General features: G+C 38.0%; 12 protein-coding genes. 5 read left to right on the top strand and 7 right to left on the bottom strand.

Features of this window, described 5'->3' with window-relative positions:
• Positions 1-122: 122 nt before the first annotated feature.
• The 5 genes from CDG56_RS13505 to CDG56_RS13485 all read right to left on the bottom strand — a co-directional run bounded on the left by CDG56_RS13505 (position 123) and on the right by CDG56_RS13485 (position 5,914).
• Positions 123-824 carry a VIT family protein gene (locus CDG56_RS13505; protein WP_087545505.1) on the bottom strand — a complete coding sequence of 234 codons (702 nt, stop codon included), beginning with the start codon at positions 822-824 and terminating at the stop codon, positions 123-125.
• 230 nt (positions 825-1,054) lie between these two features.
• Positions 1,055-2,497 (bottom strand): cryptochrome/photolyase family protein, encoded by a 1,443-nt coding sequence (locus CDG56_RS13500; RefSeq protein ID WP_087548177.1) that lies wholly within the window; start codon positions 2,495-2,497, stop codon positions 1,055-1,057.
• Positions 2,498-2,609: 112 nt separating this feature from the next.
• Positions 2,610-3,092: an FKBP-type peptidyl-prolyl cis-trans isomerase gene (locus CDG56_RS13495; RefSeq protein ID WP_004663295.1), complete on the bottom strand. Its 483-nt coding sequence runs from the start codon at positions 3,090-3,092 to the stop codon at positions 2,610-2,612.
• A gap of 122 nt (positions 3,093-3,214) precedes the next feature.
• Positions 3,215-4,501, bottom strand: a complete 1,287-nt coding sequence (locus CDG56_RS13490) for an NAD(P)/FAD-dependent oxidoreductase (RefSeq protein ID WP_004663294.1) — start codon at positions 4,499-4,501, stop codon at positions 3,215-3,217.
• A gap of 93 nt (positions 4,502-4,594) precedes the next feature.
• Positions 4,595-5,914, bottom strand: coding sequence for a D-alanyl-D-alanine carboxypeptidase PBP6B (locus CDG56_RS13485; RefSeq protein WP_087548179.1), 1,320 nt, complete (start codon positions 5,912-5,914; stop codon positions 4,595-4,597).
• 171 nt (positions 5,915-6,085) lie between these two features.
• Here CDG56_RS13485 and CDG56_RS13480 point away from each other — a divergent pair, with 171 nt between their 5' ends.
• Positions 6,086-7,789, top strand: a complete 1,704-nt coding sequence (locus tag CDG56_RS13480) for a M61 family metallopeptidase (protein WP_087548176.1) — start codon at positions 6,086-6,088, stop codon at positions 7,787-7,789.
• 113 nt (positions 7,790-7,902) lie between these two features.
• Here the strand turns inward: CDG56_RS13480 and CDG56_RS13475 are convergent, their stop codons facing one another.
• Complete coding sequence (locus CDG56_RS13475) at positions 7,903-8,115, bottom strand: hydroxyisourate hydrolase (RefSeq protein WP_413772673.1); 213 nt, start codon at positions 8,113-8,115, stop codon at positions 7,903-7,905.
• Between the two features lie 365 nt (positions 8,116-8,480).
• Here CDG56_RS13475 and CDG56_RS13470 point away from each other — a divergent pair, with 365 nt between their 5' ends.
• A complete protein-coding gene (locus CDG56_RS13470; protein ID WP_087548175.1) occupies positions 8,481-10,712 on the top strand; it encodes an NADP-dependent isocitrate dehydrogenase in 2,232 nt (743 codons plus the stop codon).
• A gap of 192 nt (positions 10,713-10,904) precedes the next feature.
• The gene (locus CDG56_RS13465; RefSeq protein WP_087537007.1) at positions 10,905-11,555 is read left to right on the top strand and encodes a hypothetical protein; all 651 of its coding nucleotides are present in this window, start codon (positions 10,905-10,907) and stop codon (positions 11,553-11,555) included.
• Positions 11,556-11,632: 77 nt separating this feature from the next.
• On the opposite strand, the gene CDG56_RS13460 is transcribed toward CDG56_RS13465, so the two are convergent.
• A complete protein-coding gene (locus CDG56_RS13460) occupies positions 11,633-12,436 on the bottom strand; it encodes a pseudouridine synthase (protein ID WP_087537008.1) in 804 nt (267 codons plus the stop codon).
• A gap of 192 nt (positions 12,437-12,628) precedes the next feature.
• On the opposite strand from CDG56_RS13460, the gene icd reads away from it, so the two are divergent.
• Together icd and CDG56_RS13450 are read left to right on the top strand one after the other, a co-directional pair.
• Positions 12,629-13,885 (top strand): NADP-dependent isocitrate dehydrogenase, encoded by a 1,257-nt coding sequence (gene icd / locus CDG56_RS13455; RefSeq protein ID WP_087548174.1) that lies wholly within the window; start codon positions 12,629-12,631, stop codon positions 13,883-13,885.
• A 220-nt stretch (positions 13,886-14,105) separates the two neighbouring features.
• The gene (locus tag CDG56_RS13450; protein ID WP_087537009.1) at positions 14,106-14,924 is read left to right on the top strand and encodes a PhzF family phenazine biosynthesis protein; all 819 of its coding nucleotides are present in this window, start codon (positions 14,106-14,108) and stop codon (positions 14,922-14,924) included.

The raw sequence follows: 14,924 nt of genomic DNA, 5'->3' as shown, positions 1-14,924 counted from the left end.
CTTCATTGATGACTTTATTCTCGATAAAAATCATCTGCTACCACAGAGAATCTATAAATAATAGTGCGTAAGTCCTATAATTATTGAATATTAATCTTTTAAAATACCGAGTCACACAGAAATTAAATGCCAGTCACATGGAACAATGAGCCGACCCAACTCGAAAATGCCATGGCTAAAATGCCCCATAAGGTAATACGTAGACTACCTTTTAGCATTGATGTTCGAGCAAAATAACTGGATAACGCTCCCAATAATGCGAGTGAGACGATACCTGTAATTAAAACTGAGCGAGCGACCCATGAACTTGGGCTGAGTAAAATGGCAAGCATAGGAAGTACAGCACCACATGAAAAGGAAGCAGCAGAAGAGAGCGCTGCTTGAATCGGATTCGCAGCAGTATTTTCATGTATGCCAATTTCATCACGGGCATGTGCCCCAAGTGCATCATGTTCTGTGAGTTGTGTGGCAACTTCATGTGCCAATTCAGGTTTTAGACCTCTCGAAATATAAATTTCAGTCAGTTCTTTCAATTCTGCATGCGGATTGTTTTCAAGTTCAGTTGCTTCAAATTTTAAGTCTGATTTTTCAATATCTTCTTGAGATTTTACCGAAATATACTCTCCAGCCGCCATCGAGGTTGCACCTGAGATCAGTCCAGCAATACAGGTGACCAAGAGTGTTTGCGAACTCGCACCACTGGCTGCCATCCCCATAATTAAACTTGTGACAGAAATAATGCCATCATTTGCGCCAAGCACGGCAGCACGCAGCCATCCTGAGCGTTGTATGACATGAAGTTCTTGATGGTATGACAAAGACATAATGGCTCTCTTTTTATATATGTAAACGTAATTATAGGGGCAAATAGATGAATCATTTTTATTTTAACGAATTCTTTTCTGATTAACTTAACACCATATTAATGTGATTTTTGATTGTTTTATGTTATTGATTTGATGAAATGATTTTATAAACAGTAACATACAGTATGAATTGTTTATTTGTGCGATTAAAAAGTGATTATCCAGCAAATTTATAGCCTTGGTTAAGGCTATAAATATGATTTGAAAGCTTCGATTGCGCGTGCTCTGCTAGTTTTAAGATCAACAATTGGTTTTGGATAATTGAGATTTTTTGATAAATCTTTTGCATAAGGTTCATGTATGATTTGTGCATCCAAATGTGCGAGTTCTGGCACCCATTTACGAATATAGTCTCCATTGGAATCAAACTTTTGTGATTGGCTAATTGGATTAAATACTCGGAAATAAGGGGCAGCATCTGTGCCTGTGGATGCACACCATTGCCATCCACCATTATTTGCAGCTAAGTCACCATCGATTAAATGTTGCATAAACCATTGTTCGCCGATGCGCCAATCAATCAATAGATTTTTAGTTAAAAACATAGCGCAAATCATACGAACTCGATTATGCATCCAACCTGTTGCGAGTAGCTGACGCATACCTGCATCTACAATTGGAATACCTGTTTGCCCTTGTTGCCATTTTTCTAGATTAACTGGATCATCGCGCCAATTGATTTGTTGGGTTGCTGCTTTGAAGGGTAAATGTTTAGAGACTTGTGGAAAATCAAACAAAATATGTTGATAAAATTCACGCCATAACAGTTCATCGAGCCACGTTTGTTGACCTTCAGATTGAATAACAAAATCACCGTGCTGTTGTCGAAACAACGCTTGGATACATTGGCGAATGGAAAGTATGCCAATATTTAAATAGGTAGAAAGCTGGCTTGTGCCTGATATTGAAGGCAGATCACGAGATACTTTATAGTCCGTTAGATTCTGATCGATGAAATGATCCAATAAATTATGAGCGTGTGATTCACCGACATTCCAAAGAATCGTAATTGGTGGTTTTATTTTCTTTGCATATTCGACTTGTAATTGATGGATGTCTGTTTGAGCTAAAGCAGATAAATCTAATTCAATCGGTTGTTGAATATTGGGCATCGGATAGCATTGAGGTAAAGCATGTTGTAAACGTTGGTAGCATGCTTTTTTAAATGCGCCAAAAACTTGGTAGGGCAGGTTCGATTGATTACGGATAGATGCAAAAGGAAACAGAGTTCGATCATGTAACAGTACGAGTTCTTTTTGATGCTGATTTAAAAGCTTTTGAACATTTGCATCACGTTGAAGTTCATTAACACCAACTTCAATATTGGCATAAATATTTTGAAAATTAATATGCTCTAATAAGCGAATAAAGAATTGGGGAATATCGTTCCATAAAGGAATGGTTTGAACGATTAATGGGATATTCAAGCTATCCAGTTGTTTTTTTAGTTCGTGTAATTGACGCAGATAAAATTCAATTTTAATCGGCGCATCATCATGGCATTGCCATTGTTCAGGCGATAATACAACGATTGCGACACATGAACCTGTTTGAGTCGCATGCCATAAAGCAGCCTGATCACGGACGCGCAGGTCTTGGCGGAACCAGATTAATTGATAAGTATTTGACATAGCAATTCTATAAAGTTCTTTAAAAATTATTATTTATATTTTATAGGTGCTTATGTGAAGAAAAAGCAAAGCCGAGGCTTTGCTTTTTGAGATGTTCTAATTCAAAAATGAATTAGTGGTGGTGACCACCTGCACCGTGAACATGACCGTGATCTAATTCTTCTTGACTAGCATCACGGATTTCTACGATTTCAACTTCGAAAGTTAAGTCTTGACCAGCAAGAGGGAAGTTTGCATCAACAATAACGTTTTCGCCTTCAACTGCTTTAACAGTTACGATTTGAACGCCATCATCAGTTTGAGCTTGGAATTGCATACCCGCTTGGATATTGTCTACACCTTGGAACATTTGAGCTGGAACTTCTTGTACGAGGTCTGGGTTATATTCGCCGTAACCTTCAGCAGCTGGAACAGTTACAGTAAATTTTTCGCCTACTGTTTTACCAAGAAGTGCATTTTCTAAACCTGGAATGATGTTGCCCGCGCCGTGCAAATATGCAAGTGGTTCACCTTGAGATTGATCAAGTGTTTCACCCTCAGCGTTTGTTAAAGTGTAGTGGAATGAAACCACGTGGTTATTTGCAATAGCAGTCATGTTGTTTGATCCATTCAATCAATTTAGGTGTACATCATAAAGTGAAAAATAGATTTTGTTGACTATTTTCCACTTTTTGAAACTATTTCGTTATAAATGGGAACGAAATAGAAAATTTCAACTCAATAAAGTTTAATTTTTGGACGTACACGACGTGTCAGAAAATCTTTCATGGTCAGCATTCCTGCTTGGGTATAACCATGAATATTGGCTTGATGTAATCGATACAAAGACACATACATTGTTTTGGCAATAAAACCTTGTACGCTTACATCACCGAGTAATTCTCCAACAGCCTGATTACGGCTTAATGAAACCAAAGAACCTTTATCACTGAAATTAAACATAGGTTGAGGTGAGCCAGATAAACGAGCGGCCATGGCATCTACCAAGAAGGTCGCTTGTTGGCTTGCGACCTGTGCACGTGGTCCTAATGGAGGTTGACGTGCATCAAGCTGACAATTTGCACAATCCCCAAAGGCAAATACATTTGGATCTGAATAAGTTTGTAATGTCGCATAGACCATTAAACGATTAATTTTATCGCGTTTAAAATCTGTAAATGACTCTAACACTTTAGGTGCTTTGACACCTGCCGCCCATACAGTAATGTCCGAATGCAAAACATGACCGTTGCTAAAATAGACATTTGATTCATCGACTTTTTGCACTTTATGTTGCGTCAGAATGTCGATGCCCATTTTTTGTAATTGTTTCGCACTATGTGCAGCTGTTTTTTCATTGAGTGCAGGCAAGATACGATCTGAGGCTTCGATCAAAGTAATTTTAACTTGTTTTGGATTAATTTTCTTTAACCCATAACGATAAAAATTCTTCGTGGTTTCAATCAGTTCAGCCGCTAATTCAACACCTGTTGCACCCGCACCCACGATACCAATATTCAAGGCACGTTCAGTTGCTTGGTTTTGCGCTTCAATATAAAGATGGAATAAGTCCTGTTGGAAAATATCGGCTTGTTTGCGACTATCTAAGAAATGACAATTTTCACGTACACCTTCAGTTCCGAAGTCATTTGAAACTGAACCAACAGCTAATATCAACGTATCGTAGCTGAGACTCTGAATAACAGGAGTATGTTCTTTAGAAAGTTGAGGAGGTGAAATCGTAATTTGTTTTTGATCTTTATTTACGTTAATTAAGGTTCCGAGGATGAACTCAAAATCATGTTTTTCTGCGTGAGCAAAATAATTGGTTTGTTCTTCGTGAGGGTTTAGCGAGCCAGCGGCAATTTCGTGTAGGAGAGGCTTCCATATATGCGTGAGATTTTGGTCGATTAGGGTAATTTTGGCTTTCTTTTTCCTGCCAAAACGTTCACCTAATTGTGTCGCAAGCTCTAAACCACCTGCGCCACCACCCACAATCACGATATGATGTAAGGTTTTGCTCATGATTAACCTAATTATTTTTGTGAAAGGATGGTTGGATTATGCCATCCTTTTTTCAACATTGTATGGTTAATCTTGATAAAAATAGTAGGTTTTTTATCCTTGATTTAAAGGATAAAGTTTGGCAGCTTTGACATCATTTGTTGAAAAAAACGAGAATAAGTTTGCAAACCAAATCATAATTTTTTGAAAAATATTTGCTTCTTCAATTTCCACGTTATTTTCAATTTGTATGCTACGAATCAACTGATTATTTTGATAAACCGTCACTGTGGCCAAATTCATGACTTGCGTTAATGGTGCTGTTAAATGCTGTTCATTGAGTTTGATATTGACGTGTGTTTTTGTCGTTTCAAGTGGTTCAATGGTTTTGATTTGCTGGTTTGTATCAAGCAAATGTATACGCTGTGTGAGTAAATCAAAACTATTTAAATCAATTGGTGTCGCTTGATCGTATAGAGATGTTGTTACGATAGTGGGTTGTTGAGTTTCAACTTTGAAAATTTTCAAAGTTGATTTGATCACAGGAAGTTCAGCAATTAGCTTTTGCTTTGGAATCACTTCTTCATCACGTGTGTATGTGTAAGCTAAATTCATTAATTTATGCGCGACTTCAGCACGTTTTACCGCACTTGGTGTTCCAAGTACCACTACAATCAAACGACGCTTGTCAACATGTGGATTTAGAGTAGGGCGCTCAGCGGTTAAAGCCAAGTTGTAACCTGCCGCCTTGGTATAACCTGTTTTTAAACCATCTGCTGTTGGATCCATTTTTAATGCAAGATTCGTTGCACGGTGAAAGCGTTGGTTATAGCTAAAACTTGGCATTTTTGAATAATGTAAATATTCAGGTGTCTCTTTTACGATAGCTTTTGCTAATAAACTCAAATCTGCTGAAGTTGAGTAATGATCCGTCATGGTGATACCAGCAGGATTACTGAAATGGGTATCTTTCATTCCTAAGGCTTGGGCTTCTTTATTCATTTGCGCAACGAACTGTGGAACACCCCCTGAGATTTTTTCAGCAAGTGTAACCGCAGCATCATTCGCAGACATGACAATCAGTCCTGCTAAAAGTTGATCAACAGAAATTTGTTCACCAGCTTTTAAATACATTTGGGATTCATCCCACATGACCGTGCTCACCACAGGTGTTGCGGTTAATACCTCTTCCTTACGTAATTTACCTGCTTCGATTTCTTTCAAAGCAATATAAGCCACCATCATTTTGGTGAGCGATGCAGGTGAACGTTGAACATGACTGTTATGTTCAGCAATGATTTGACCTGATTGAGCATCTACGATCGACCAAGCTTGCGCTTCAACCGTTTCAGGAGCGATATTAAGTAAATTGGCATGTACTAAATTGGCACATAACAGACTAAAGAACGTAAAGAGCGAGAGGAGAAATTTCAAGAGAACACCTAGTGCAGCCGATCCAATGGCATGGAAAGCGAAAAAAAGCATGCTATGACTTTTTTGTTGCAGAATCCAGCAACTTTTGCCAACAATTAAGACATCTACGCATGACTTTGTAAAAAAATGCTAAGCTGTGTGAAACTGTTCCTATTTTTATGATCTAAAACTATGTTGCACTATCAAATTGAGTTTGACGATTATCGCCAACATCTTATTCATGTCACACTTCGTTTCCTCGCTAATCCGAACCAAGAACTTTGGTTACCGACATGGATTCCTGGCAGTTATTTGATTCGAGAGTTTTCAAAACATATTGAATCAGTAAAAGCATCTGATGAAGCAGGGCGGTTACTTAGTATTAAGAAAACGGAAAAGAACCGTTGGCAATTATTCAATACAGATCATGAATTGATTACGGTTGAATATGATGTCTACGCTTATGATTTGTCGGTACGAGGCGCTTATGTTGATCAAACTCGCCTATATGTAAACCCTGCTTGTGTTTGTTTAGGTTTAATCGATCAAGAACAATCACCATGTGAAGTTGAAATTTTCTTACCGCATGAATTAAAACATTTTCAAATTGCAACAGGTTTAACTGCTAAGAGTTTGGTGAAAGGACGCTATACTTTAAAGGCAGATAACTACGATCAGTTGATTGATAGTCCATTTGAGTTGGCAGAGCAAAGCCGTTTTAGCTTTGAAGCAAATGGTATTCCGCATGAGTTTGTGATTTCAGGTAAACACAATACAAATCTAGAGCGGTTACAAACTGATATTCAGCAAATCTGTCAGACTGAAATTAAGATGTTCGGTTCTGCACCGTTTCAAAACTATACCTTTATGACTATGGCAACGGGCAATAGTTATGGCGGTCTAGAGCATTGTAATAGCACCAGTTTGATCACACCACGTGATGATTTGCCGAAAGTAGATGAAGCTGAAGAACCGTCTAAAGATTATCAGCGTTTCTTAGGCTTATGTAGCCATGAATACTTTCATTCATGGTTAGTTAAATTTATCCGTCCTGAAAACTTTACGAATTATGATCTACATAAAGAAGGCTATACGAGCTTATTGTGGATTTTTGAAGGCTTTACTTCTTATTATGATGATTTAATTTTATTACGCAGCGGCGTTATTTCTCAAAAATCCTATCTGGATTTACTTAAAGCACAGATTGAGCGTTATTTGCAAAATCCAGGGCGCTTTATTCAGTCTGTGTCAGAATCGAGTTTTGATGCATGGATTAAATTCTATCGTCAGGATGAAAACTCAAATAATGCAGGAACAAGTTATTACAACAAAGGTAGCTTAGTTGCGCTTTGCTTAGACTTGGGCTTGCGTTTACGTGGTTCAAACTTAGATGCCTTGATGCGCCGTTTGTATGAAAATACCCAAAAGGGCATTCAAGTCAATGAACGCACGATTTTTGAATTGTGTAATGAATTGACTGGGGATAACTGGATTGAACAAATTAATCATTTGATCAATACCACTGATGAATTGCCATTGGATCAACTATTCCCAGAGTTTGGTTTGAGCTATATCGTTAAAAATAACAAAGCATTACCTTTTGGCTTAAAAGTGCTAGATAAAGCGGAAGGTGTCATCGTGCAAAATGTTCGCCGTGATAGTGCTGCTGCGCAAGCAGGTTTGTCTGCTAACGATGTCATTATTGCGATTGATGGTATCAAAGCATCAGAAAAGTTGTTGGCGAAGTATGCAAAACAAAAAGGCTCATTTATAGTTTATGCATTCCGTCGCGATGAGCTCCTACAGTTTGAACTTCATGCTGGAGAGAATCCTCTGAATTCGGTTGAGTTAAAAGTTGAAGATCAAACCAAATTAGAGGTTTGGTTGAAAGGTTGATGCAATTGATAGCGTTGTACGCACCGTTAGCATAAATTATTGTGTGAATGAGGGAACAGATTCAGTTTCCCTCATTTGTATATCAAAATTTTAATTAAGATTTTTGAAAATAATTAGTTACCACGATAAGTTGAGTATCCATAAGGACTTATCAAAAGTGGAATATGATAATGTTCAAGATTGCCATCCACAGAGAAAATTACAGGAACTTCTGGGAAAAATGAGCTTTGCTTATTCTTTTGGAAGCATTCACCTGTTTTAAAAGTGTAAATGAAACTTGAGTCGAATATTCGTACGGACTTAAACAATTTATTATGGTTAAGCATTTTATAAAATATTTGGCAGAAATGAATTGGCAAATAAAATTTTAAAAAATGTAGGGTTTAATCGTACGGAAGTACTCAAGCATTGGTATTTCGTAGCGAAATATCAATATCACGATATATTACATTGACTGAGAAGTAATCAACGCTGATACTCTCATGTTTTATTTAAGCTAACCGGTTCCTTGGTCACAAAGCGTAAGCTTTATACCATTATTTCGTAGCGAAATGTCAATATCACAAGATATTGCGTTGACTGAGATACGTTGAGGACTGATACTCTCAGACCTTAATCAAGCAAACCGGTTTTAATGGACTGGGCCAAAAGCTCGTTCATGAAAAACTCAACCAAACACAAGGGGCTATATATGGCTGGTGGAAAGTCAAAAATCATTTATACACTGACTGATGAGGCGCCATTGTTGGCGACCTATTCGCTACTGCCGATCATTGAGACCTTTACTAAGCCAGCTGGCATAGAAATTGTCAAGAGTGACATTTCTGTTGCAGCACGTGTGCTTGCGGAATTTTCGGAATACTTAAGCGATGAGCAGAAGGTAAGCAATAACCTTGCTGAGCTTGGTCGCCTTACTCAAGATCCAGATACAAATATCATTAAACTGCCAAATATCAGTGCTTCAGTTGCTCAGTTAACAGCATGTATCAAAGAATTGCAGTCTAAAGGATATGCAATTCCTGATTATCCAGAAAATCCAACAACGGATGAAGAGAAAGAACTTAAGACACGTTACGGTAAATGTCTTGGTTCTGCTGTAAACCCTGTATTACGTGAAGGTAACTCAGATCGTCGTGCGCCTGCTGCTGTAAAAAATTATGCGAAAAAGCATCCTCATTCAATGAGTGAGTGGAAACAGTGGTCACAAACGCACGTTTCGCATATGGAAGAAGGTGACTTCTACCATGGCGAGAAATCAATGACACTTGATCGTGCACGTAATGTGAAGATGGAGTTAATCACGAAGAGCGGTGAGACAATCGTTCTCAAGTCTAAAGTTGAGCTTCAAGATGGTGAAGTGATTGACTCAATGTTCATGAGCAAAAAAGCATTGTGTGACTTCTATGAGAAGCAACTTGATGACTGCCGTGAAGCTGGTATTTTATTTTCATTACACGTAAAAGCGACCATGATGAAAGTTTCACACCCGATCGTTTTCGGTCACTGTGTGAAAATTTACTATAAGGATGCTTTTGAAAAACACAGTAAGTTATTTGATCAGTTAGGTATTAATGTCAACAATGGTATGGCAGGTCTTTATGAAAAGATCGCAACTTTACCAACTTCACTCCGTGAAGAAATCATTGAAGATTTACATGCTTGCCAAGAACATCGCCCAGCATTAGCTATGGTTGATTCAGCGAAAGGGATTGATAACTTCCATTCTCCAAACGACGTGATTGTAGATGCATCTATGCCAGCAATGATTCGTGGTGGTGGTAAAATGTGGGGTGCCGATGGTAAACCTTACGATTGTAAAGCTGTTATGCCTGAATCAACTTTTGCACGTATCTACCAAGAAATGATCAATTTCTGTAAGTGGAATGGTAACTTTGACCCACGTACGATGGGTACTGTACCGAACGTTGGTTTGATGGCGCAAAAAGCTGAAGAATACGGTTCACACGATAAAACATTTGAAATTCCTGAAGCGGGTATTGCGAACATTACCGATTTAGACACTGGTGAAGTGTTGATGTCTCAGAATGTAGAAGAAGGCGATATCTGGCGTATGTGTCAGGTGAAAGATGCACCAATTCGTGACTGGGTAAAACTTGCGGTAAGTCGTGCTCGTAACTCTGGTATGCCTGCGATTTTCTGGCTTGACCCATATCGTCCACACGAAAATGAGTTGATCAAGAAAGTTGAAAAGTATCTAGAAGAACATGATACAGAGGGTCTTGATATTCAAATCATGTCACAAGTGCGTGCAATGCGTTATACGCTTGAACGTGTAGCACGTGGTTTAGACACAATCTCTGTGACTGGTAACATCTTACGTGATTATTTAACTGACTTGTTCCCGATCATGGAATTGGGTACTTCAGCGAAAATGTTATCAATCGTTCCGTTAATGGCGGGCGGTGGTATGTATGAAACAGGTGCAGGTGGTTCAGCGCCGAAGCATGTTCAGCAGTTAGTTGAAGAAAACCACTTACGTTGGGATTCGCTTGGTGAGTTCCTTGCGCTTGCAGTATCTTTAGAAGAGCTTGGTCTTAAAGAAGATAATGCACGTGCGAAGTTACTTGCAGAAACTCTTGATCAAGCAACGGGTAAATTGCTCGATAACGATAAGTCTCCATCTCGTCGTACGGGTGAGCTAGATAACCGCGGTAGCCACTTCTATTTAGCAATGTATTGGGCTGAAGCGCTTGCTGCTCAAAACGAAGATGCTGAATTGAAAGCGAAGTTTGCTCCTCTTGCAAAAGCCTTGGTTGAAAATGAACAAAAAATTCTTGCTGAATTAAGTGAAGTACAGGGTAAAGCAGCTGATATTGGTGGTTACTACGCTGTGGATCCAGTAAAAGTAAATGCAGTAATGCGTCCAAGTTCAACGCTTAATGCTACGCTTGAAATGATTTAAGTTTTAATGCAGAACTAACAAACCTGTTGGTAATGTAAAAATACCGATGCGAAAGCATCGGTTTTTTTATTTATAATATTAAATGGTTGAATTAAAGTAGACCCAAATACCAAGGAAATTAATTTAATAGGATATGATGTTGTAAAGATGAAAAATTCAAACACTAATTAAAATTATAGAAGATTGTTTTTGATGAAAATAATGGTTAAAAGTAAGAGCTGGAACGAAATTTTAATAAGTTGTACTTTGCTTGTCATTACTTATGGTATTTTGGCAATGCAAATTGGTACTTATAATGAAAAATTTAATTACAAATGGACTGAGAAATTTATTCATGAAGATTCTTCATTTAAAATATATAGTTCTTATAAAGTAAAAAGGAAAAACTTTTTTAAGACTTATTACCTAAAAATATATAAAGGAGATCAACTTTTTTATACAGATGAATGTGCCTTATCTTTAGAGAACTATTGTAAATCTATACTTGAAAGTGGAGGCCTACCGATTCAAAACTTAAAATATAAGGAAGGTATAGGGAGATCTAATCAAGATGTTATTTATTATGTTCAGTCTTTTGAGATAATAAATAATGGGGAAAATAAAAAAATTGATTATTCTTTGGTAGACACTAATCCTAAAAAGGGAAATAATATTTTTTTTATAATCATTGCTCTTCTATTATGTTTGGCTGCACATATTTGGATTTTAAGGAAATGGTTTTTAACGAGGAAAAAGGATTTTAGTGAAGTGAATCAATTGGAATATTGGATAGTTAAAATTGGATTGCCATTAAGTATGGTTGTGGCTTTTATCTTATTTTTTAATGAGTTTCATTCTATTTGAGATTTAAACATAAGATTTGGAAAAATAAATATGTTATTAAGGAGCTATTTTATAGCTCCTTAATACTTTAAAAGATATCAACGACCATTACGGTTGCGCCCACGAGGTGCTTTAGTATTTGGACGAGTTGTACCATTGGTCTTACGACGTGGTTTCTCACTTTCATCCATTTGCCAAATACGCTTTGTACCTGACTTTTTCTTGTTCGGATCTTTTTTATCACCTTCTTTCTTCTTCTGGTGCATGGGTTTACCGCCCGTGCCGCCTGGTTTTTTCACATATGAGCGAGAACGATACGGTTGATCTTCAGGTAAATCTTTAAAATCAGGATAAAGCAAAGGCTCGATTTCAGTTTGCTCACCTGGTTGTAAACCTAAACGAACCAAATCAATTGCACCAATTTTAGTACGAATTAAGCGTAAAGTTGGAAAGCCAACCGCCGCTGTCATACGACGCACTTGGCGATTACGACCTTCACAAATTTGTAGCTCAATCCAACTTGTTGGGATGTTAGCGCGATAACGTACAGGTGGATCTCGATCCCATAACCATTCTGGTGCATGTACTTTAATTGCGTTAGCAGGTAACGTCATGCCATCAGCGAGTTCAACGCCTTTACGCAATTGTTCTAAAGCCTCCTCAGTTACATCACCATCGACTTGAGCAAGGTAGGTTTTAAATTTTTTATTTGCAGGATTCGTAATGTATTGATTCAGACCACCATGATCGGTAAGGAACATAAGTCCTTCTGAATCAAGATCAAGTCTGCCTGCCAGACGTAAATCTGGATCATGAATAAAGTGAGAAAGTGTAAGGTGAGCTTCATCCTCACGGAACTGTGACAAAACGTCGAAAGGTTTGTTGAATACAACTATTTTCATATGAGTATACTGCTTTGGCTATGGGCGGCATCATAACAATAAAGGTTTCTATTTAATGGGAAAATGTTGTTATTTCCCGTATAAATCTCAAAAAAACCTGTTTTGGACTAAACTGTTTCATGCAATAAAAACGAAAGTATGCCATAGAAGGCATAGTGATAATCGCTAAATACATGAGGGAGAACCTGCAAAATGGGTTATCAGAAGATCGTGGTTCCTGCTGATGGTGACAAAATCACAGTAAACGCAGACCTGTCACTGAATGTTCCAAATCATCCAATCATCCCTTTTATTGAAGGTGATGGTATTGGTGTGGATATTACACCAGCTATGAAAGCAGTAGTAGATGCTGCGGTGTTAAAAGCTTACGGTGGCAAACGTTCGATCGAATGGATGGAAGTCTATTGCGGTGAAAAAGCAGATAAAATTTATGGCACTTATATGCCTGAAGAAACCTTCGAAGCTCTACGAGAATTTATTGTTTCAATCAAAGGGCCTTTAACCACACCTGTGGGTGGTGGTATTCGTTCACTGAACGTTGCGTTGCGTCAAGAACTTGATTTATATGTTTGTGTGCGACCAGTACGTTGGTTTGAGGGTGTTCCTTCACCTGTTCAACATCCTGAACTCACGGATATGGTGATTTTCCGCGAAAACTCAGAAGATATTTATGCAGGGATTGAGTGGAAAGCAGATTCAGAGGAAGCTAAAAAAGTTATTAAATTTCTAAAAGAAGAAATGGGTGTAACAAAAATCCGTTTTGACGAAGGCTGTGGAATTGGGATCAAACCTGTTTCTAAAGAAGGGACACAACGTTTAGTACGTAAAGCCATTCAGTTTGCGATAGATAATGATAAACCTTCCGTGACGTTGGTCCACAAAGGTAACATTATGAAATACACCGAAGGTGCATTCAAAGAGTGGGGCTATGAACTTGCAATAGAGCGCTTTGGTGGTGAACTACTTGATGGTGGGCCGTGGGTTAAAATCAAGAACCCTAAAAATGGTAAAGACATTATTATTAAAGATGTGATTGCTGATGCCTTTTTACAGCAAATTTTAATGCGTCCAGCGGACTATTCTGTTATTGCGACACTTAATTTAAATGGTGACTATATTTCTGATGCGTTGGCAGCAGAAGTAGGGGGAATTGGCATTGCACCGGGCGCTAATATTGGTGGTGCGATAGCAGTTTACGAGGCAACACACGGAACAGCACCAAAGTATGCGGGGCAGGATAAGGTTAATCCTGGTTCAATTATTCTTTCTGCTGAAATGATGTTACGTGATATGGGGTGGGACGAAGCTGCTGATTTGATTATCAAAGGTGTTTCTGGTGCAATTGAAGCGAAAACAGTAACGTATGACTTTGAACGATTAATGCCGAATGCAACCCTATTGCGCTGTTCTGAATTTGGTCAAGCCATTATTCATCATATGGAAGATTAAACAAAGCTGAGCTAAAGAGAAGGGTGTTTAACTAACGCCCTTTTTTGTCGGCATTTTTTAGTTCTATTGTATTGTTTGTTAATATCGTCTTTTCATTGTGCATTTCACATGATTTTTAAACGTATAAATATGCACTGTATCGTAAATTTAGATAAATCTGTATCTATGTTTTATTGGCTAAAAGTTCAAAATAGTTGAAAAATATTTAGAGTCTGTTGCTATGAAAATGTATCAAGTTGATGCTTTTACCCAAGTATTATTTAAAGGCAATCCAGCAGCAGTCATTGTCTTAGATGAATGGTTGGATGAGTATCTCATGCAAAATATCGCATTAGAGAATAATCTTTCTGAAACGGCTTTTGTTAAAAAGATTGATGAGACAAATTATGAAATTCGTTGGTTTTCGCCAACGGATGAGGTCGCTTTTTGTGGACATGCGACACTGGCAAGTGCATTCGTATTATTTAAAGATTTTACAAGATTAAAAACCATTCAATTTCATGTGCGTGAGTTGGGAATTTTTATCGTTAGTCAAGCAGCAGACGGCAAGATTAAAATGAATTTCCCTATTCGAAAAGCTGAACTTGTATCTGAATATCCTCAGGAACTTCGAGATGGTTTAACCAAGCCATTTAAAGCGGTTTATCTGAATGGTCAGGCGTATATTGTTGAATATGAAACAGTCGCTGATGTATTAAACGAGCAGCCTGATTTTGAAAAATTAAAACAATTAGGCGCATTACGTACCGCAATTACTGCATCTCAACCTGATGTTGCTATTACAGCGAGAGGCGAAGGTCAGTTTGATTGTGTATCTCGCTATTTCGCCCCTGCGATTGGGATTAATGAAGATCCTGTTACGGGTTCGATTCATACTGCAATTGCGCCCTTATGGTCTGAAAAACTTGATCAAACTCAGCTTATCGCATATCAGGCATCAGTTCGAGGTGGGATTTTAGAGTGTGTGATTGAGTCTGAGGATCGTATTGAAATTTCAGGTTATGCAAAACTGTATATGCAGGCTGAACTGACGATCTAA

It is taken from the genome of Acinetobacter sp. WCHA39 (genome assembly GCF_002165385.1).
GTDB lineage: Bacteria > Pseudomonadota > Gammaproteobacteria > Pseudomonadales > Moraxellaceae > Acinetobacter.
Note: the sequence above shows the minus strand (reverse complement) of the source record. Positions and strands in the feature narration are given on the sequence as shown.